The sequence below is a fragment of the Companilactobacillus sp. y65-5 genome (genome assembly GCF_057541095.1).
This window is the reverse complement of sequence record NZ_BAAJOA010000002.1, coordinates 86,439-106,789: the sequence shown is the minus strand read 5'-3', so window position 1 is coordinate 106,789 and position 20,351 is coordinate 86,439. Positions and strand designations below refer to the sequence as shown.

17 protein-coding genes are annotated in these 20,351 nt (G+C 38.5%); 13 read left to right on the top strand and 4 right to left on the bottom strand.

All coding sequences use genetic code 11. The annotated features are described in order from the left end of the window. Nucleotides 1-28 precede the first annotated feature (28 nt). The 8 genes from AC27FM_RS04445 to AC27FM_RS04410 all read left to right on the top strand — a co-directional run bounded on the left by AC27FM_RS04445 (nucleotide 29) and on the right by AC27FM_RS04410 (nucleotide 9,635). Nucleotides 29-310 carry a Veg family protein gene (locus tag AC27FM_RS04445; protein WP_487086247.1) on the top strand — a complete coding sequence of 94 codons (282 nt, stop codon included), beginning with the start codon at nucleotides 29-31 and terminating at the stop codon, nucleotides 308-310. 170 nt (nucleotides 311-480) lie between these two features. Continuing rightward, on the top strand, nucleotides 481-1,323 hold the full coding sequence (gene purR, locus AC27FM_RS04440; RefSeq protein ID WP_487086245.1) for a pur operon repressor: 843 nt from the start codon (nucleotides 481-483) through the stop codon (nucleotides 1,321-1,323). A 75-nt stretch (nucleotides 1,324-1,398) separates the two neighbouring features. Continuing rightward, nucleotides 1,399-2,787 carry a bifunctional UDP-N-acetylglucosamine diphosphorylase/glucosamine-1-phosphate N-acetyltransferase GlmU gene (glmU, locus tag AC27FM_RS04435; protein ID WP_487086243.1) on the top strand — a complete coding sequence of 463 codons (1,389 nt, stop codon included), beginning with the start codon at nucleotides 1,399-1,401 and terminating at the stop codon, nucleotides 2,785-2,787. A 12-nt stretch (nucleotides 2,788-2,799) separates the two neighbouring features. After that, on the top strand, nucleotides 2,800-3,780 hold the full coding sequence (locus tag AC27FM_RS04430) for a ribose-phosphate diphosphokinase (protein WP_487086241.1): 981 nt from the start codon (nucleotides 2,800-2,802) through the stop codon (nucleotides 3,778-3,780). Nucleotides 3,781-3,923: 143 nt separating this feature from the next. After that, complete coding sequence (locus tag AC27FM_RS04425; protein ID WP_487086239.1) at nucleotides 3,924-4,115, top strand: hypothetical protein; 192 nt, start codon at nucleotides 3,924-3,926, stop codon at nucleotides 4,113-4,115. 94 nt (nucleotides 4,116-4,209) lie between these two features. Continuing rightward, the gene (locus AC27FM_RS04420; protein ID WP_487086237.1) at nucleotides 4,210-5,625 is read left to right on the top strand and encodes a DASS family sodium-coupled anion symporter; all 1,416 of its coding nucleotides are present in this window, start codon (nucleotides 4,210-4,212) and stop codon (nucleotides 5,623-5,625) included. Nucleotides 5,626-5,737: 112 nt separating this feature from the next. Continuing rightward, a complete protein-coding gene (locus AC27FM_RS04415) occupies nucleotides 5,738-6,688 on the top strand; it encodes a hypothetical protein (protein ID WP_487086235.1) in 951 nt (316 codons plus the stop codon). Between the two features lie 244 nt (nucleotides 6,689-6,932). Next, the gene (locus AC27FM_RS04410) at nucleotides 6,933-9,635 is read left to right on the top strand and encodes a BspA family leucine-rich repeat surface protein (protein ID WP_487086233.1); all 2,703 of its coding nucleotides are present in this window, start codon (nucleotides 6,933-6,935) and stop codon (nucleotides 9,633-9,635) included. 47 nt (nucleotides 9,636-9,682) lie between these two features. On the opposite strand, the gene mscL is transcribed toward AC27FM_RS04410, so the two are convergent. The 4 genes from mscL to AC27FM_RS04390 form a co-directional block, all read right to left on the bottom strand. Next, the gene (mscL, locus tag AC27FM_RS04405; RefSeq protein WP_487086231.1) at nucleotides 9,683-10,096 is read right to left on the bottom strand and encodes a large conductance mechanosensitive channel protein MscL; all 414 of its coding nucleotides are present in this window, start codon (nucleotides 10,094-10,096) and stop codon (nucleotides 9,683-9,685) included. 132 nt (nucleotides 10,097-10,228) lie between these two features. Next, entirely contained in the window at nucleotides 10,229-11,929 is a 1,701-nt protein-coding gene (locus tag AC27FM_RS04400; protein ID WP_487086230.1) for a glycerol-3-phosphate dehydrogenase/oxidase, read from the bottom strand. Nucleotides 11,930-12,053: 124 nt separating this feature from the next. Continuing rightward, nucleotides 12,054-13,394, bottom strand: coding sequence for an HD domain-containing protein (locus AC27FM_RS04395; RefSeq protein ID WP_487086229.1), 1,341 nt, complete (start codon nucleotides 13,392-13,394; stop codon nucleotides 12,054-12,056). Beyond that, complete coding sequence (locus AC27FM_RS04390; protein ID WP_487086227.1) at nucleotides 13,394-14,218, bottom strand: lipoate--protein ligase family protein; 825 nt, start codon at nucleotides 14,216-14,218, stop codon at nucleotides 13,394-13,396. The genes AC27FM_RS04395 and AC27FM_RS04390 overlap by 1 nt, the downstream gene beginning before the upstream one ends. A 64-nt stretch (nucleotides 14,219-14,282) precedes the next feature. On the opposite strand from AC27FM_RS04390, the gene AC27FM_RS04385 reads away from it, so the two are divergent. From AC27FM_RS04385 to abc-f, 5 genes are all read left to right on the top strand, one after another. Continuing rightward, on the top strand, nucleotides 14,283-14,723 hold the full coding sequence (locus AC27FM_RS04385; RefSeq protein WP_487086225.1) for a YwiB family protein: 441 nt from the start codon (nucleotides 14,283-14,285) through the stop codon (nucleotides 14,721-14,723). Between the two features lie 46 nt (nucleotides 14,724-14,769). Next, nucleotides 14,770-15,414, top strand: a complete 645-nt coding sequence (gene rpoE / locus AC27FM_RS04380; protein WP_487086224.1) for a DNA-directed RNA polymerase subunit delta — start codon at nucleotides 14,770-14,772, stop codon at nucleotides 15,412-15,414. A 162-nt stretch (nucleotides 15,415-15,576) separates the two neighbouring features. After that, nucleotides 15,577-17,190, top strand: coding sequence for a CTP synthase (pyrG, locus tag AC27FM_RS04375; protein ID WP_487086222.1), 1,614 nt, complete (start codon nucleotides 15,577-15,579; stop codon nucleotides 17,188-17,190). Between the two features lie 38 nt (nucleotides 17,191-17,228). Next, the gene (gene murA / locus AC27FM_RS04370; RefSeq protein ID WP_487086220.1) at nucleotides 17,229-18,506 is read left to right on the top strand and encodes a UDP-N-acetylglucosamine 1-carboxyvinyltransferase; all 1,278 of its coding nucleotides are present in this window, start codon (nucleotides 17,229-17,231) and stop codon (nucleotides 18,504-18,506) included. Nucleotides 18,507-18,828: 322 nt separating this feature from the next. Further along, nucleotides 18,829-20,322: a ribosomal protection-like ABC-F family protein gene (abc-f, locus tag AC27FM_RS04365; RefSeq protein WP_487086218.1), complete on the top strand. Its 1,494-nt coding sequence runs from the start codon at nucleotides 18,829-18,831 to the stop codon at nucleotides 20,320-20,322. The last annotated feature ends 29 nt before the right edge of the window (nucleotides 20,323-20,351 follow it).

Sequence of the window (20,351 nt, the reverse complement as noted above, 5' to 3'; positions counted from 1 at the left end):
ATTGCACTCCTAAGGAGTGATTTATATAATGCCAACTTCATTGAAAACAATCAAGAATCGTCTTGATGCTCATTTAGGTGAAAACTTAACAGTTGTAGCGCAAGCAGGTCGCAAAAAAGTTATCCGCCGTCGCGGAACTTTAGCAGAAACATTCCATTCAGTTTTTGTAGTTGATTTGGATCAAAATGAAAACTCTTTTGAAAGAGTTTCATATAGTTATGCCGATTTACTCACAAAATCTATTGATATTACATTTGATAGTGAAGAAACAGAATTAAGCTCTGACGAAAAAGTTGCAGATGCTGAATAAATCTATCACGAATAATAGGGTTGCCGAGAGGCAATCCTATTTTTGTGTGTTTTAAGGACTATTTAAGCGAAAAAACTTGAAAATCTTAACGAGATAGTGGAAAATGAATTGATTGTTATGTCATTTACTTTATAATTTTAATTGAAACAGGCTTTTTAGGAGAGATAAATATGAAAACACGAAGAAGCGAACGATTAATCGATATGACTCGTTACTTGCTCGAGAGACCACATACACTTATATCTTTAGCGTTTTTTGCAGACAGATACGAATCTGCCAAGTCATCGATATCTGAGGATTTAGGAATATTAAGACGAACATTTATGATTCGTGGCATTGGTGCCCTAGAGACACTACCCGGTGCTGGTGGTGGGGTCATTTTTACACCCGGTATTTCTAAGCGAGAAGCTACAGATTTTGTTGACAATACAACTAAGAGACTTGAACAACCTGATAGGATTTTGCCCGGTGGATATTTATATCTAACTGATTTATTAGCTGACCCTGAAGTTTTGAGAACTATCGGTCGCATGATCGCCACACAATATTCACAAAGTTCGATCGACGTTGTCATGACCGTCGCAACTAAGGGAATTCCCATTGCACAAAGTGTGGCTAGTTTCTTGAATATTCCGTTTGTGATTGTCCGCCGTGATTCCAAGATCACTGAAGGTTCCACGATCAGCGTTAATTACGCTTCAGGCTCATCTGACAGGATCGAAAAAATGGAATTATCAAAACGTAGCTTGCCAGAAGGTTCACGTGTCTTAGTAGTCGATGACTTCATGAAAGGTGGCGGAACTATCAACGGTATGCGCAGCCTTATTTCAGAATTCAATGCTATTTTTGCTGGGGCAACTGTCTTCGCTGAAAATATCAATGTTAAATCAGAATTCCGAGATAACAAGGTTACTTCGGTTTTTAAAGTTCAAGAAATCGATACAGTCAACCGAATTCTTAAGATCGAAAATGGAGATTATTTGGCAAAAACAGATTTTAGCTATTTTGAATAAAAACATAATTGAGTAGGTCATGTGAATAATGCTATTATATACTAGGATATTTGAGTGACTGAAAGGGAGTTTCCAATGTCGAATCGTTATGTAATAATACTTGCCGCTGGCAAGGGCACAAGAATGAAGTCAAAATTGTACAAAGTATTGCATCCGGTAGCTGGTCGAGCTATGGTCGATCATGTTTTAACTCAAGTGGAGAAGCTTGATCCTACTATAGTTGAAACAGTTATCGGGAGCGGTGCAGAAAAGGTCCGTGAACTATTAGGGGATCGTACTAAGTATGCCTTGCAAAAGGAACAACTAGGTACAGCCCATGCTGTTTTACAGACTGAAGATGTTTTAGCTGGTAAAGAAGGAACAACATTGATCATCAATGGTGATTGTCCACTGTTTACTGCTGAAACTTTTGAAAAACTATTTGCTTATCACGAAGAACAACAGGCTGCTGTTACTATTTTAACGGCACATGCTGACAATCCGTTTGGATATGGACGTATGGTGCGCGATGAAAATGGCAGTGTTGTTAAGATCGTCGAGCAAAAAGATGCTTCAGAAGATGAGAAGAAGATTCAAGAAATCAACACGGGTGTATTTTGCTTTGATAATGAATTATTGTTCAGCAATTTGCACGATGTTAAAAATGATAATGCTCAAGGTGAGTATTATTTACCAGATTTAATTTCCATGCTAAAAAATCAGGGCAAGAAGATTGCAGCATATCAAATGTCAGATTTATCTGAATCAATGGGTGTTAATGACCGCGTGGCATTGTCTCACGCAGAAAAACTCATGCAAACACGTATCAATGAAGCGCATATGCGTGACGGTGTAACTATTATCGATCCCGATAACACATACATTGACGTAGATGTTAAAATTGGCAATGACACAGTAGTTGAACCTAATACTAAGATATTTGGTAAGACTACGATTGGGTCTAATTGTTTGGTTGGCTCAGGTTCTAGACTAGAAGATGCTACAATTGAAGATAACGTCCAGATTATCAGTTCAACTATCGAGAGTGCTATCATGCACGAAGGTAGTAATATTGGTCCAAATTCGCATTTGCGTCCTAAAGCTGAAATCGGCAAAGACGTGCATGTCGGTAATTTTTGTGAAATCAAAAATGCCAAAATCGGCGACCGCACTAAGGTTGGTCATTTAACTTATGTTGGTGATGCTACTTTAGGTACAGATATCAATGTCGGTTGTGGTGTGGTGTTCGTCAACTATGATGGTGTTAAGAAGTGGCACAGTACTATTGGTGACCATTCATTTATTGGAAGTAACTCTAATATTATTTCGCCAGTTGAAATGGAAGATCACTCATTCATCGCTGCAGGTTCAACGATCACCAATGATATTCCTAAGCATGCTATGGCAATTGCTAGACAAAGACAAACTAACAAAGAAGATTTTTGGAATAGATTACCATTATCAAAAAGTGAAGATTGGAAATAAAGGTGGAAATTAATGTCATATCAAAATAACGAACGACCAATGAAAATTTTTGCGTTGAATTCGAACAAACCTTTGGCAGAAAAAATTGCTAAAGAAGTTGGGATTCCGCTGGGAAAATCATCAGTTACACGTTTTAGTGACGGTGAGATCCAAATCAATATTGAAGAAAGTATCCGTGGTGCTGAAGTATTCTTAGTTCAATCTACTTCAGCTCCTGTTAACGACAATTTGATGGAATTGCTTATCATGGTTGATGCTTTGAGAAGAGCTTCAGCACATGTAGTTAATGTGGTTATTCCTTACTATGGTTACGCTAGACAAGATAGAAAATCACGTTCACGTGAACCTATCACGGCTAAGTTAGTAGCTAATATGTTACAACGTGCCGGTGTTGACCGTGTACTTGCACTTGACTTGCATGCTGCTCAAATTCAAGGATTCTTTGATATTCCTGTTGATCATTTGATGGGTGCACCTCTGTTGGCTGATTATTTCTTAACTAATCACCTAGAAAAAGACGCTGTGGTTGTTTCACCTGATCACGGTGGTGTGATACGTGCTAGAAAATTGGCTGAATTTTTGAAGACACCAATTGCTATTATTGATAAACGTAGACCTCGTGCTAACGTTGCTGAAGTTATGAACATCATCGGTAATGTTAAGGGCAAACGTGCGATCATCATTGATGATATGATCGACACTGCTGGTACGATCACGCTTGCATCACAAGCCTTGATCGATGCTGGAGCAACTGAAGTTTATGCTTGTTGTACACATCCGATCCTATCAGGTCCAGCTATTGAGAGAATCGAAGCTTCACCAATCAAGAAGTTGATCGTTACTGATTCAATCAATCTTCCAGAAGAAAAAGTTATCGATCGTATGGTTAAAGTTTCTGTGGGACCACTTATCGGTGATGCTATTCGTCGTATCCATGACAATGAACCAGTCAGTCCATTGTTTGACACACGTTTCAAACGCAATAAAAAATAATTATTAATGAATCTATTAGAGATTGGAGTCTTCCAATCTCTTTTTTTGTTCAAATCGTACAGGATAAGTTAATACGTTGACTAATACATTTGAGAATAGTATTTTTTAAAATAAAAAAAATACAGTTATGGGTGGTGTTAACGATGATTCCAATGTTTTGGACTTTTACAATGGTTGTAGTTATTTTGATGTTCTGTTTGAAGAATGATCGCTATATGCGCAATATTAAAACATACAAGTCAGATTTAATGACGGTTGGGATGGTTGTGGGGATAGCCGCTACGGTCGGCTTGGTTTTTATCATCGCTAGCGGCAGAGCGTACATGTTCTTCTGATATATAATTTAATTATATTTTGATATGTGCAATTTTGTATAATTGTTATCCTCTGTTTTGATACAATAAAAGAAATCTATTAAGGGGAGAAACAATGCAAGTACGTAATAAACAGACAATGCGTGCGATTATCATCGTTGTAGCAGTGTTGTTGATTTGGTTTTTACCGATACCAATGGGGATCAAGGCTGCCGGTTGGCATACCTTTGCTATATTTATCGGATTTATTTTAGGATGTCTCCTGAATGTCGCACCATTAGCGATTTTATCGATCGTAATGATGGCGATTTTGACTATCTCACAGGCGATGCCGGCCGAGTTAGTCTATGCTGGGTTTGGTAATAGTGCCGTCTGGTTGATCATGTTTGCTTTTTTTGTGGCAATTGGTTTTAGAACGACTAGATTAGGATTTAGGATTGCATATTATTTGATTTATCGTTTTGGTCACAGTTCGCTGGCGTTGTCGTACGTCTTAACGATCTGTGATGTCATCATGGCACCGTTCGTACCTAATACTAATGCACGTGGAGCGGGAGTGCTCTATCCGATCACGATGTCACTATCCAAGTCATTGGGCTCCGAACCGGACGATGGGACGCAGAATAAGATCGGCTCGTATTTATTACTGACGAGTTTTCATCAAAATTTAATTGCCGGTTCATTGTTCCTTACGGCGATGGCAACTAATCCGCTAGCACTCAGCATGGGTAAGAGTGTTTTTCACGTCTCCATCTCATGGTGGGATTGGTTCAAGTACATGTCAGTGCCTAGTATCTTAGCGTTGGTTGTCGTACCGTTGGTAATTTATTTGATACACAGACCGGAATTGAAGAGGATTCCCAATGCGCAGACCTTCGCCAAAAAAGAGCTGGATCAGATGGGACGTCTGTCAGTTAAAGAAATTATTATGATAGCGGTCTTTGTCCTGATGATCCTATTGTGGGCTACGACACAGTTCACTAAGTTAGACAATACCAGTATTGCTCTGTTAGGCTTAGCAATTTTGATCGTGACCGGCATTGTCGGATTGGATGATATTTTATCTGAGAAGAAAGTCTGGAATATCTTCTTGTGGCTACCACCATTGATGGCAATCACACCTTACTTAGCACAGACGGGTGTGATTTCGTGGTTCAAGAATATCATGGCTAATGGTGTCAAAGGCATGAGCTTGACACTGGCCTTTATTATTTTGGCATTGGTATATTTATACATTCACTATTTCTTTACCAGTGTTCTAGTTCACATGCAGGCACTGTACATTCCGTTTGCGACCGTGTTGGTCAGTTTGGGCGCCAATCCGACGATGGTCATCATGATGTTCGCCGCTTTGACGTGTATCTCTCCTAGCACGACTCACTATGGGACTGGTACAGCCTCGATATACTTTGCGACAGGTTATGTCACTCAGAGAGAGTGGTGGCGCGTGGGCTTCATCGTATCGTTTGTAGAATTTTTGATTTTTATGATCGTTGGCCTCGGTTGGTGGAAGATTTTAGGGATGTTCTGATATTGATACAGTAAAAAAATTAATAGCCTTAGGGCTATTTTTTGTTTTCAACGTAATTTATTTAGAGTAGGTATTTACTACTCAAATACAATTATTGAGGAGAATTCGTGTTATGAGATTTAATCAGTTGAAGAAAGATCCAAATTCTATTTTACGCAAGAAACTCGTCAAAGCTGGCCGTAGCTGGGTGACGGTCTCTACTTTGGCATTTGCTGGAGCGGTGGTTATTGGTGGTACTGTTACTAATAATGTTTATGCAGCGACGGAAACTGGCACATCAGAGAAACCAGTTACGCCAGAGAAACCAGTTACGCCAGAGAAACCAGTTACGCCAGAGAAACCAGCTACGCCAGAGAAACCAGCTACGCCAGAGAAACCAGCTACGCCAGAGAAACCGGCTACGCCAGAGAAACCGGCTACGCCAGAGAAACCGGCTACGCCAGAGAAACCAGCTACGCCAGAGAAACCAGCTACGCCAGAGAAACCGGCTACGCCAGAGAAACCAGCTACGCCAGAGAAACCAGCTACACCAGAGAAACCAGGCAAACAGCCAGGTAAACCAGGTGGCAGTAGCTCACACGGTAAAAATCCTTCTAAACCATCTAAAGGTAAACCAACAGATTCAAACGACAAAACAAAGCCATCAAAGCCAATTTCAAAACCAAAAGCAGTCAAAAGAATGATATCTACATTACCAAATAAAGGAATAGTTAAACTGTGTACAGCAGAAGGTAAAAGCATTTCAAATCGTGCCCTATCCCCAAGCAGTGACTGGTATTCTGACAAAGAAATGATCATCAATGGCGAAGTGCACTATCGTGTTTCCACAAACGAGTGGGTCAAAGCCAGTGATGTTTACGAATATACCGGTGTTAAAGCGATAGTAAAAACTCACAACGGTGAGATCAAACCCCTTCATAATCAATTGGGAAAAAACGTCAATCGTGCGTTAGCACCTTCAACTCTGTGGGTAGCTGACAGAATTGTTTACCTCAATGGTGAAAAACACTATCGTGTTGCCACAAATGAATTCATCAAAGCTGAGTTTATTGATTTAATTTAATAAATTATTTAATGTTTCTAAATATAAAAAAATTTGACATCGTATTTTTCAATCAGGTAACTTTGCTTACCGTGTTTTGAAATATGCGGTGTTTTTTTATACAGTCGGAATGGGTGATTCCATTTTTGATGAACTTATATTATTTAAATTTTAAAACTGATTTAGAAAATAAAGCTTTTTTCCAACGTAATTTAGTTTGAGTAGTTAATGACTATTCAATAAATTATTAAGGGGAGTTTATGTTATGAGATTTAATCAATTAAAGAAAGAGCCAAATTCTATTTTACGTAAAAAGTTAGTCAAAGCCGGCCGTAGTTGGGTGACGGTCTCTACTTTGGCATTTGCTGGAGCAGTTATTGTGGGTGGTAGTACACTAGTTTATGATGTTCATGCGGACGAAAAGCAAGAACAAGTTCAAGAGCCTAACAGTGAAACGCAAGATGAAAATGATAAAAATACTAGTAATGTAAATTCTGAAGATAATGTTGAAAGTGAAAAAGTCGGGACTGATTCTGACCAGAATCTTGATGAAAGTGATTTGAAATCTAGTGATTCAGATGAAGATCGTAATTTGAATTCTCCTAATACAGATAATGAGAATATTATTAGAGGACAAGCGGGAGAATGTAAATGGCGTTTAGATAAAACTGAAGGGATTTTATTTTTAGAAGGAGGGGTATTTGATAATAGTAAGTTAACCAACGTAATCAGAAGTAACAATGGGAAAATTCATAAAATTACTATCGAAGGGACAATTAAGAGTAATAACAATAAAATTGATATTTTTTCTAAGCTAGTTCAACTGGAAGAAATTAATGGATTAGATAAATTGAATACTAGTAATATCACCGATATGTCTGGACTATTTGCAGGAAATTCGAAATTAGTGAAGTTAGATATTTCAGGCTTAGATACTTCTAACGTTACTGATATGGGATCCATGTTTGCTGGAGATGTTTCTTTAACTGAGTTGAAATTGGGAAATATTCGTACTAATAAAGTTACTAAGATGGCTTATATGTTTCAAAATTTAAGAAATTTGACTAGTTTAGATTTGAATAAATTGGATACTGGCAATGTACAAAGTATGTCTGGTATGTTTCAAGGAATGAAGAAGTTGACTGACTTAGATCTGAGTGGATTTGAAACACAGAAATCAACTAACATGTCTGATATGTTCAGTGGTTTGCAGTCAGTGGAACAGTTAAATCTAAATAATTTTGATACAAGCTCTGTTACCTCAATGGATGGAATGTTCAGTGATATGATTTCTTTGAAGAGCTTAGATTTGAATAAATTTAATACTGCCAATGTGTATCGTATGAATGGAATGTTTAAAGGATTAGAGAGCCTAACAAACTTGAATATTTCAAATTTTGACACACAACGAGTATATTCCATGAGAGATATGTTTTCAGGAGTAAAGAAATTGTCACAATTAGATGTCTCAAACTTTAGAACTTCTAATCTAACCTATATGAGTTTTATGTTTAAAGGTATGGAATCTCTGAAAAAAATTGACCTTCAAAATTTTGATACTTCAAAAGTAGAAGATTTGGATGGCCTGTTTAATGGGATGAATAGTATAGAAACATTAGATTTATCAAATTTTGATGTTTCCAATGTTTATTCAATATATAGAATTTTTGATGACATGGAAAGTCTCAAATATTTAGATATTTCAGGTTTTAATATGATTAATACTTCTAATCAGCATGAATTAAATCTAGTGGGAAAGGATATTAAAGTCTTAAAGTTAGGTAAATTGGTTAGGTTGAATGACACTCTAGATTCAGTTCAATCATCAGATTTTTATGACACGCATAATAATAAACTTTGGCAAGCAGTAGGAACTGGAACAATTGAAAATCCCAAAGGGGAATATTATGCGACTGATGAATTAATTGATAAGTATATTGATGATAATTCACGTGAGGATGAAACATTTGTTAAAATTGACAATTCAGATAGTGTTGTTGCAGCAACAGTAAAAATCAACTCTAATTTTGAAAGGGAACAATATACTAAGGGATTCCATCTTAAAAGAGGTGAAAAAAAAGTATTGACAGTTCCTGATATTGATTACAAAGGTCTGACGGCGGATAAAAAAACTATTACCGTAGAGTGTGATCAAGATGGTAATATAATCAACAATGACTTTGTCACGTATAAGGGGGCTAATCTAATTAAAGAAACTGTTGAAATAGGCTATGTTGATGGAAAAGAAATAACTCTGGATGTTGAGCTATATCCTGGAACGATAGTAATTATGGACGTTCCTACTGAGCCGGGTTACACTACTGATATCAAAGAGATTACTTTTTATGTGGATTTACGTGGGCATATAGCAACTGACGATAGTGTTTATTATGAGAAAAATGAACCTGATGGTAACTCAACAGGTAATGGTGAGAATAATGGTTTGAATCCGGGAGGACCTAATCCAACACCAGCACCAACTAATCCAGTTAAAAAACCCCATAAGCCATCAAGTTCAAATAAAAAACCTCACAAACCAACAACCCCAACAACTCCATCAACTCCAAAATCAGTCCAAAGAACCGTAACCACACTACCAAACAAAAAAATCGTCAACATATACACAAAAGATGGCAAGCACATCTCAAATCGTGCCCTATCTCCAAGCAGTGACTGGTATTCTGACAAAGAAATGATCATCAATGGCGAAGTGCACTATCGTGTCTCCACAAACGAGTGGGTCAAAGCCAGCGAGGTTTACGAATATACTGGTCTAAAGGCAATAGTAAAAACTCACGATGGTGATATCAAACCACTTCACAACCATATGGGTACAAGAACGAACCGTGCGCTAGCACCTTCAACACTGTGGGTAACTGACAGAATTGTTTACCTCAATGGTGAAAAACACTATCGTGTTGCCACGAATGAATTTATCAAAACTGAATTCGTTGATGTGATTCAATAAACTAAATAAAAAAACTGGTATTGGCAACTGCCAATACCAGAGATTGATTATCTTCTGCGATTTTTTTCTTGATCACGTAACTGTTGATATCTCAATAAATCACGGATTTGTTGTAAGTATTCTAGTTGTGGATCTAATTCCTCGACGCTTTCGTCAAACTTACTCTTAGAACCGTCGCGACGCATTTTGTTCATTACTTTAACAATTGTAAAGACCACGAACATGACGATCAGGAAGTTGATCAGAGCATTTATAAAGTCACCGATCAAGAAGCTGGCTCCAAATAATTCGAACTTCATTTCTGACAAGTTGATTTGACCAATTAAGATACCAAGTAATGGGTTGATGATATAAGTGGTTAACGATGATACCAAACTATTAAAGGCAGCACCAACGATAACACCAACGGCTAAGTCGACGACACTACCACGAGAGATAAACTCTTGAAATTCTTTAAACATTTATGTGGCTCTCCTTTACAGCTTTCAGTATAAGGAATACTTTACTATATTTTTTCACTTTTGTAAGTGATTGTAACAGTAAAATAATAAAAGAGGAACGAAAAAATTAATTTTTTTTCGTTCCTCTTTTAGTTAAATTTCTCTGCTGATATGTTCGTGATAGGCGTCTTTGACGTCGCTAAGATCGGTTAATTTAAGTTTTTCGTTAACTTCATCAGTCATACTTTGCTTAGTCTCATCATCCCAATCGAAGTATTCACTCATATAATCAATCACAGCATCTTCGATTTCTTTCATGTGTTCAATGTCAAACAACATTTGGCTGCTACGACGTAATAAGTAATCGATTGGATGTTCTACCATCTCGGCCTTTAATCCATATTGCAACATTGCCCAGTCGACACGTGGTAAGTTATCTTGCATCATTTCATTAGGCAATAATTCATAGACATCAGTCACGTTTGACCCGTATCTTTGAACTAGTTTTTCGGCATCATCACGGTCTAAGTCATAACTGCTGATACCTTGTTCTGACATTTCGTCAAAATAAGTCTTCCAGCCATCATCACCGCCGACGTCACCACCAGATAGGGTAAGATCCTCAGTCTGTTGTGATTGATACTCATAATCAGTCTCGCTAGACAATTCACAGGCGACTTCATTAACGATCTTTTCGGCCATCTTACGATACCCAGTCAATTTACCACCGGCGATCGATAGCAATCCGGAATCAGACTTGAAGATTTCGTCTTTACGAGAGATCTCTGAAGGCGACTTACCTTCTTCTTGGATCAGTGGACGAACACCGGACCAACCAGCTTCTACGTCATCTGGAGTTAGTTGATTTGGCAAGTCGAACATTTGATTAGCTGCTGCCAAGATGTAAGTAACATCCTTAATGGTGATATCTGGTTCTTTAGGATCGTCCATCCAAGTAGTGTCGGTAGTTCCAATATAAGTCTTACCTTCACGAGGGATCGCAAACATCATTCTGCCATCGTGGAAAGGTGTGTCGAAGTAAATCGAATTAGTGATAGGGAACTTCTCTTGATCGATAACTAGATGGACACCCTTAGTCAAGTGAAGATGTTTTCCCTCATTGGAACCATCCATATCTCTGATCTCATCGACCCAAGGACCACATGAGTTGATGACCTTTTTAGCATGGATCTCACCAGTTTCACCAGTGACCGTATCCAAGAAAGTCACGCCAGATACTTTTTGAGTATCATCGTAGAGTAACCCAGTTACTTTAGCGTAATTGGCAATCAAAGCACCTAGTTCGTTAGCTTTTTTGATTACTTCTAAGGTTAAGCGCGCATCGTCAGTTCGATATTCAACGTAAACTCCAGAACCTTTGAGATTCTCACTCTTAATATAAGGTTCACGATCAGTAGTCTTTTGTGGATCAAGCATGTACTTACGCTCAGAAGATTTAACCTGTGCTAAGCGGTCGTATACGTCTAATCCAATAGCAGTGGAGAATGGTCCGAATGTTCCGCCGTCGTAGAATGGTAACATCATCTTCAGGGGTGTTGTGATTTGAGGAGCGTTATTATAAACAATTGCACGTTCACTACCAACTTCGTGAACTTCATTGATAGCAGCTTGCTTCAAGTAACGTAAGCCACCGTGCACCAACTTAGTCGAACGACTAGATGTTCCAGAAGCGAAGTCGCGCATTTCAACTAGACCAGTTTTGATACCACGTGTTTGAGCATCGAGTGCAATGCCGGAGCCAGTAATACCACCACCGATAACCAATAAGTCAAGCTCTTCGTTTTGCATGGCTTGTAAGTTATCTAATCTGGTTTTTTCTGAGAATTCTTTCATTGGGGTTCCTCCTAAAAAAGTTCATTATGGTTACATTCTATTAAATTAAAGAAAAAACTGAAAGCGTTTAACCTTAGAACTGGAAAATAACTTAAATGTGAAATAATGATTTTTTTGAGAACGTTTAAATAACAGAACCGTTATGAAGATGGCTTTGGAATTCTAAGTAAGCTTCACTAAAGATGTCGTTGGGATGTTCGACCAACATTGACTTAGGGAAGTAGAATCTTTCATCACCAGAACTTTTACCAGTCAAAGCCTTGACCAAGTTACTGATAGTTGACAATTCGATCAATGAACCGTCATTGTTCATGATTTCGATCTGTGTTTTACTCTTACTGCTACTAGGGCTATAAATATCGTATGGTAGGTCATAGCTCGTATTGATAGCAGTATAGTATTTTTTGTCGAAACCAGCGCTCTCAACAATGTCAGCTAATTCGGGCAACTTCTTCTCAGTTTCTTGAGTGTATTCGGCTGACTTGAACGGCTTACGGTTCAAGAAGCGATAAGCGAGATCTTTCAGGATTTCATCGGGGTAACCTTGCCATAGAGTGAAGTAAGTGTTCAACACGCCGTCGTCTAGCAACAGATAGTCGTTGATACTGACGTTGTTTTCAAAGAATGGTATCAAGAGGCTTGGCATCTCGAAGTCATTCATGTGGTTGTGCTCATACAAGTCCTTAGCGCGTTGAAGCAACTTGGTCAAGACGACTTCCATACCGCGAGAGACGGGGTGGAAATAAACTTGTTGATACATTTGGAATCTCGACAGTACGTAATCTTCGACCGCGTGCATCCCGTCGTAATCAAAAGCAATTCCGTCCTTATATGGACGCATGACCCGCAAGATTCTGGTCAAATCAAACATACCGTACTTGGTACCGGTGAAATAGGCGTCACGTAGTAGATAGTCCATTCGATCAGCGTCGATCTGACTGGAGATCATCTGGACGACTTGTGGATTCTGATAAGTATGTGCGATGACACTAGCAACTTTTTCAGGGAAATCATCGGCGACGGCGCGTAGCACTTGGTTGACCTCTGTTTCAGGGGATGTGATGATCTCCTGCGTCCAAGCCTCATGGTCGGTATTGAAGATGTGCTCAAAGGTGTGCGAGTAAGGACCATGACCGACATCATGTAGTAGAGCAGCACAGAGGGCGACAATTCTTTCGTCATCATCCCACAAGCCATCGTCAGCTTCTTTGGTTGGATAATTGCGTTGGAAGTTATCGCAAATCTGTCTTGTGATCTCATACACGCCCATGCAGTGAGTAAAACGCGATTGTTCAGCACCTTGAAACGTGAAAGAGGCAGTTCCTAATTGTTTTACACGGCGCAAACGTTGGAACTCTTTGGTGTTGATCAAGTTGAGAATGACACGATGTTGAACGTGGATATAGTTGTGGATCGGATCACGGAAGACTTTTTCACGAGGTAACATTTCTAAATGATAAGTCATTATATTTCCCCCAGTAGTTTTTTATTTTTGTAGATCAGATCATCTATCGTCTGATTGTAAGCATCTTTATAAGGTAATGATTCTCTGATGATATTGATATTTTCACGATCGATATTGTAATCAAGTGCTAATTCCTGCAGTATCTTTTGTTTAGCAGTCTCAACAGTCAGCGGCGTAGCGAGTATCTCATCCAAGTTCGTCATACAGTGAACATCGATGTCAGGATAGTCGATGTGTTCGTGCTTGGGATAGTTACTGATTTCATAAAAATCTTTCATTAATTGCGAGCGTTTTTTCTGATCACCTGTTACACTGATATAGGCCATAATTGCGACGGCATTACCAACACGACGTTGTGATATCCCAGCAATTTTTTTACCATCAATACTCAAGTCATAAGTACCCGGACAGTAAGAACGAGCAATCTCGCCTGTCTGGATCTTGTCAGAAAAAGTTTTTTGCATAATTCGATGCATCTGTTCATATGCTTGGTCAATTGTGATATTGTTTTTATTTGGTAAAAATAAAGTAAAGTTGAGAATTCCAGCATCCGTTACTACTCCGAGACCACCAGAGTTTCTGACGTAATAAATGTAGCCTTTTTCTTCCAGTCGATGCATGCCACCAGCAATATTCTTGAGTCGTTGGTCTTGTAGACCTAGGATGACAGTGGGTGGTGTAGTCCAGAAGTGAGCTACTGGAATGGAATTTGCAGAGACGAATTTAAGAATTGCCCCAGTGTCCGCAAATGGCACGAGCATTTCTTCGTCTTTAGTAATTTCTTGATTGTATAATAGGATTGTATTGTTTGATGAGTTATTCATTTTAATTAATCACTTCTTTAATATTAATTGTTATTCTAATTTTATCATGTAGAGGCGTCGTATTTTGGAAAATAACAGTGTGAACGTAAATGTAGAACTAAATATGGAAACTCTCCAATCGGGGGAGTTAACACATACGAAGATTGCTGAACCCGGTAAGTTCACTAGGATCGGCAACTCAATGTATTTGAGATTTAATGAAAGTCTAGAAAATAATGATAAAGCATCTATCTTAGTTAAGGTCACAGATGGTGGAGAAATCCACGTCAGACGTGTGGCAAAGTCGAATAATTTAGCATCATTATTATATTTTACCGATAAGAATCATAATAGTGGACATCTCGAAACAGAATATGGAGTTATGCCATTGCAGACTTTTACGAAGGATTCACTCGTAGAAATCGCCAATGAACCGTTATCTGGAAAGATAAATATTGATTATGACTTGATTTATGATAATAATGTAGTAGGTAACTATAAATTTCAATTGATTTTTAGAGCTTGACAATCTATCATTATAAATAAGACGCTGCGAAAGGACGTGTACCCGTTTGGAATTTGAAAAATTCAAGAACCAAAACAAAGATGAGCTTTCTCTAATTGAGGTTGCTTATGAAATTCTTGATACAAACAATAAAGAGGCAATGAACTTTTCTAACATTGTTAATAAGATTCAGGACTATTTAGGCAGATCTGATGAAGATGTTAAGGATTCTCTACCTCAATTTTATACAGATTTAAATAATGACGGAAGTTTTCTTTCACTTGGTGAAAATGTTTGGGGATTGCGTAAATGGTATCCATTCGATTCTGTTGATGAAGAAGTTAACCATCCAGAAGACAATGGTACTGAGAATACACATAAGGCAGCTCAAAAGGTTAATGCCTTTATGAGTGATGACGCTGAAGACGATGACGTTGTTGACTATGAAGAGGATGCAGACTTAGACGTAACAGAGATGGATGACGATGATGAGAGCGATGGCTCATCAAGCAATGGTCCTGACCTATCTAAGTTTACTAATTCTGACCTATCAGTCGATGATGACAGTGACGATGAACAAGATACTGGCTTGGACGATGGTATCGAAGGTCAACTATCAGAGTTTGATGCTGATGATGAAGATGACGCTGACATCGATCTTGAAGACGAAGATGATGAAGACTCAGACGATGACGAAGACGACGATATTTAAATTTGTGAATTTAAAGTTTGACGATTTGGATAGATAACAGTATTATATTGTTTGGGCTCTATTAGATTGTCTAATTACAAGTTCCCTGTTCAGTATGAATAGGGGACTTTTTTATTTTTGGTTGATAGGAAATCCCTAGAAAGAATATGTGGAGGAAAGCTTATGACTAAGTATATTTTTATTACAGGTGGAGTTGTTTCATCTCTTGGTAAGGGTATTGTTGCGGCATCCCTTGGTAGATTATTGAAGAACCGCGGGCTCAAAGTAACAATGCAAAAATTTGATCCTTATATTAATGTGGATCCAGGAACTATGAGTCCATATCAACACGGTGAGGTTTACGTTACTAATGATGGTACAGAAACTGACCTTGACTTAGGACACTACGAAAGATTCATCGATAACGATTTGAACAAGTATTCAAACGTTACAACAGGTAAGATTTACTCCGAAGTTATCCGTCGCGAACGTCGCGGTGATTATAACGGAGCTACAGTACAAGTTATTCCACATATTACAGATATGATTAAGCAAAAAATAATGCGCGCTGCTACGACAACTGATTCTGACGTTATTATTACAGAAGTCGGTGGTACAGTTGGTGATATCGAATCACTTCCATATCTTGAAGCACTTCGTCAAATGAAGTCTGAAGTCGGTTCTGAAAATGTTGTTTACATCCATACTTCATTGGTACCTTACTTGAAGGCTGCCGGAGAAATGAAAACAAAACCAACACAACACAGTGTGAAGGAATTACGTGGTATTGGTATTCAACCAAACATCTTGGTCGTTCGTACCGAAAAACCTATGCCACAAAATATGAAAGACAAGATCGCATCATTCTGTGACGTTGACTCAGAAGCAGTTATCGAATCACGTGATGCTAGTTCACTTTATGACATTCCATTGAATCTACAAGCTCAAAGCTTCGATGACATCGTTTGTCGTTACTTGAACGTAAATACTCCAGAAGCCGATATGACAGACTGGAACAAGTTGGTTGATCGTGTTCATAACTTGAAGCACACAACAAAAATCACTTTGGTTGGTAAGTATACTAAATTACAAGATGCTTATATTTCTGTTTCAGAAGCACTTAATTCAGCCGGCTATGTATATAATACTGATATCGAGTTGAAAAAAATCTCTGCTGATGAGATTACTGAAGAAAATGCTGCCGAGTTGCTTGGCGATGCCGACGGTATCCTAGTTCCCGGTGGATTCGGTAGCCGTGGTCTTGAAGGCATGATCACAACCATCAAGTATGCTCGTGAACATGACGTACCATACTTCGGTATTTGTTTAGGTATGCAAATGGCAAGTATTGAATTTGCTAGAAATGTTGTCGGTATCAAAGATGCTACGACTGGTGAAGTGGATCCAGACGCTGAAAACAAAATTATTGATATAATGGCAGATAAGAAGGATGTTGAGGATCGTGGTGGTACACTACGTTTAGGTGCATATCCATGCAAGCTAAAAGACGGTTCTAAGACAGCTGCTGCATACGATAATCAATTAGTTATCCAAGAGAGACATAGACACAGATATGAGTTTAACAACGAATATCGTAAACAATTCGAAGATGCAGGATTAGTATTCTCAGGTGTATCTCCAGATAACCATTTGGTTGAAATCGTTGAAGTACCAAGCAATAAGTTCCACATTGCAGTTCAATATCACCCAGAGTTCTTATCAAGACCAACAAAACCAGAAGGTCTATTCAAAGCATTTATTGGTGCGGCTTCAGGACTAGACGAAGAAAATATGTAATTTCCTGAAGTAGTTAAAAATTAGTTAGGGAAAAGCTTATGCAAAAACTTGTAATCAATGGTGGAAAAAAATTATCAGGTGAAGTTACGATCGGTGGCGCCAAGAATAGTACCGTAGCGCTGATTCCTGCGTCTATTTTGTCTGATACACCGGTAGTTTTAGACTCAGTTCCACAAATTAGAGATGTAAAAAATTTACGTTCTATTTTGAAAGATATGAACGTTACTTCAGAGATGAAGGATGATGTATTAAAGATTGATCCGACAAAGATCCAGTTTGCCGAACTACCTAGTGGTAAAGTAAGTAGTTTGCGTGCTTCATATTACTTTATGGGAGCCATGTTAGGCCGTTTTGGCAAAGCAATCGTTGGATTCCCAGGTGGCGATGACATTGGACCACGTCCCATCGACCAACATATCAAGGGATTCGAGGCACTAGGTGCACATGTTGAAAATAGACATGGTCAAATCATTATTACTACTCCAAACGGTGGTCTAAAGGGAGCCAAGATCTTTTTAGACATGGTTTCAGTTGGAGCGACTATTAATGTGATTTTGGCTGCCGTAAAAGCTAAAGGTACGACCATCATTGAAAATGCTGCTAAAGAACCAGAAATCATTGATTTAGCAACATTCCTTAATAACATGGGCGCTGTTATTCGTGGTGTCGGGACAGAGACCATTCGTATTGAGGGAGTCGACTGTTTGTGTTCAAACAATGCGCATACTATCATTCCTGATCGGATTGAAGCAGGTACATATCTGAGTTTAGCTGCTGCCAATGGCGGCGGTATTTTGGTGAAAAATATTATCAGCGAACACTTGGATGCTTTCCTAGCTAAATTGGATGAGATGGGTGTTAATTTGGAGATCGGCGAAGACAGTATCTACGTTAAGAATTCTCCAAAACTAAAATCCGTCAACATCAAGACGATGCCATATCCAGGCTTTGCGACTGATCTACAACAACCAATCACACCATTATTGATGAAGGCTGATGGTGAAGCTATGGTTATTGATACGATTTATCCAAAGCGTATCAAACACATTGCGGAATTGAATAAAATGGGCGCAAATATCACGAGCGAGAATGACTTGATTTTTGTTCGTGGCGGTGCTGAGCTAAAGGGAGCCACTGTCTCGGCGGAAGAGATAAGAGCGGGAGCTTGCTTGATGATCGCTGGATTACTGGCAGAAGGGCAAACAACGATCAATAATGCTGAAAATATTTTACGTGGATATGACCAAGTCGTGTGGAAGTTACACTGCTTAGGTGCAGACGTAAAATTGATCGGTGAAGATGATTTAGTAGAATAAAATATTGACAAACTTTTGTTTTGTTGATAAATTGTTCATTAGTTTATAACAAGAAAGGGAGTGCAGCCGTTGAGAAATTAAGTTGAAATTTTAAATTATACAAAATACGTGTGTAATTTGACTTTAACTTAATATCTCTATAGCTGTCCCTTAAAGATGATGGAATAAACTATCTGATTGAGCTTAACTGAACGGTATCAGTGATGATGTCGTTCAGTTAAGACCATATTTTGATTTTATGTACGTCTACGAATTAAGTCTGGGACAGAGTCCTAGGCTTTTTTTGTTGAGGTCAAAGCACCAGCAATGAGGTGTTTAATCAATGGGAACCATTCAAATAGAAAATCTTAGCTTTAAATATGATCAAATGATCGATAATTTATTCGATTCACTGAATTTAAAAATCGACGAGAATTGGAAATTGGGGTTGATCGGTCGTAACGGTCGTGGGAAAACGACACTGATGAATATACTGTTAGGTAAATTGCCATATTCTGGTCAGATCGTTTCAAACTTGAATTTTTATTATTATCCCCAAACAGTCACTGATAAAGATCGTCCGACGAGTGAGATCGTGCAGGAATTGACGGGACTTGAAGAATATGACATGTGGAAGATCGAAGTGGAATTGGATAAGCTACAAGTCAAGGCTGATATTTTACAACAAAATTTCGCTACACTTAGCCCCGGTGAGCAGACTAAAGTCTTGTTAGCCATCCTATTTATTGATGACTACGGCTTCCAGCTGATCGACGAACCAACGAATCACTTGGATATCGTGGGCCGTAAGATCGTGGCAGATTATCTAAAAAGTAAAAAAGGATTCATCGTGATCAGTCATGATCGAACCTTCCTCAATCAAGTCATTGACCACGTCATCTCGATCAATCGTCAAAATGTCGATGTCTACAAGGGTAACTTCGATACTTGGAATCGCGAAAAAGAGCTACAAGATCAATCGGAATTTGCCGAGAAGCGACAGCTCAGAAAAGACATCAGTCGCTTGCATGAAACGGCGGTCAGACGAGAAAATTGGTCCCGTCAGACGGAAAAAGGGAAGAATAAAACGGGCTTACAGCAAGTGAATCTTGATAAAGGATTCATTGGTCACAAGTCCGCTAAAATGATGAAGAAGGCCAAGAATATTGCCAGCCGGGTCGATAAACAGATCGAGCTCAAACAAGATCTGTTGAAGAATATTGAGATCGACGACCCCATCAAACTAAATTACGTGGAAGTAAGTCATCCGAAACATCCAATCGTAGTTGAAAAATTACAATTGCGTCATCAAAATATCGTAACTCCAGAAGTAAGTTTTAAATTGCAGACGAATCAAGTTGTTTCTTTAGTCGGTCAGAATGGTGTCGGTAAGACGACGATCTTCAGGCAAATATTAGGTATCCAACAGCCGTTTGAACAATCCGGTGAATTACATATCGGTAGTAATCTAAAAATCTCTTATTTGGCTCAAGAAGACGAATTAGTTGGTCAAATCAGACAATTGGCATTAGTCAAAAAAATAGATGCGGAGTCAATCTTTTCTAATTTACGAAAATTAGGTTTTGAGCGAGAATTATTCGACCAGCCAGTTGAGAATATGAGTCAAGGCCAAAAGCGTAAAGTCGCACTAGCCATCAGTTTGACGGAAGAGGCTAATGTATACTTATGGGATGAGCCGTTGAACTTCTTAGACGTCATCACGCGCCAGCAAATAATCGATGCTATCAAGAAACAACATCCCACAATGCTACTGATCGACCACGATCAAGACTTAATAGATGAGGTATCTGATCAAAAAGTCTTACTGCAAAATTAATTCTAAAATAAAATTGTATTGAATAAAGT

Bases quoted from the DNA above. Each gene is read 5' to 3' on its own strand.
- AC27FM_RS04445 (WP_487086247.1), top strand. From the start codon at position 29: ATGCCAACTTCATTGAAAACAATCAAGAATCGTCTTGATGCTCATTTA.
- purR (WP_487086245.1), top strand. From the start codon at position 481: ATGAAAACACGAAGAAGCGAACGATTAATCGATATGACTCGTTACTTG.
- glmU (WP_487086243.1), top strand. From the start codon at position 1,399: ATGTCGAATCGTTATGTAATAATACTTGCCGCTGGCAAGGGCACAAGA.
- AC27FM_RS04430 (WP_487086241.1), top strand. From the start codon at position 2,800: ATGTCATATCAAAATAACGAACGACCAATGAAAATTTTTGCGTTGAAT.
- AC27FM_RS04425 (WP_487086239.1), top strand. From the start codon at position 3,924: ATGATTCCAATGTTTTGGACTTTTACAATGGTTGTAGTTATTTTGATG.
- AC27FM_RS04420 (WP_487086237.1), top strand. From the start codon at position 4,210: ATGCAAGTACGTAATAAACAGACAATGCGTGCGATTATCATCGTTGTA.
- AC27FM_RS04415 (WP_487086235.1), top strand. From the start codon at position 5,738: ATGAGATTTAATCAGTTGAAGAAAGATCCAAATTCTATTTTACGCAAG.
- AC27FM_RS04410 (WP_487086233.1), top strand. From the start codon at position 6,933: ATGAGATTTAATCAATTAAAGAAAGAGCCAAATTCTATTTTACGTAAA.
- mscL (WP_487086231.1), bottom strand. From the start codon at position 10,096: ATGTTTAAAGAATTTCAAGAGTTTATCTCTCGTGGTAGTGTCGTCGAC.
- AC27FM_RS04400 (WP_487086230.1), bottom strand. From the start codon at position 11,929: ATGAAAGAATTCTCAGAAAAAACCAGATTAGATAACTTACAAGCCATG.
- AC27FM_RS04395 (WP_487086229.1), bottom strand. From the start codon at position 13,394: ATGACTTATCATTTAGAAATGTTACCTCGTGAAAAAGTCTTCCGTGAT.
- AC27FM_RS04390 (WP_487086227.1), bottom strand. From the start codon at position 14,218: ATGAATAACTCATCAAACAATACAATCCTATTATACAATCAAGAAATT.
- pyrG (WP_487086222.1), top strand. From the start codon at position 15,577: ATGACTAAGTATATTTTTATTACAGGTGGAGTTGTTTCATCTCTTGGT.
- murA (WP_487086220.1), top strand. From the start codon at position 17,229: ATGCAAAAACTTGTAATCAATGGTGGAAAAAAATTATCAGGTGAAGTT.
- abc-f (WP_487086218.1), top strand. From the start codon at position 18,829: ATGGGAACCATTCAAATAGAAAATCTTAGCTTTAAATATGATCAAATG.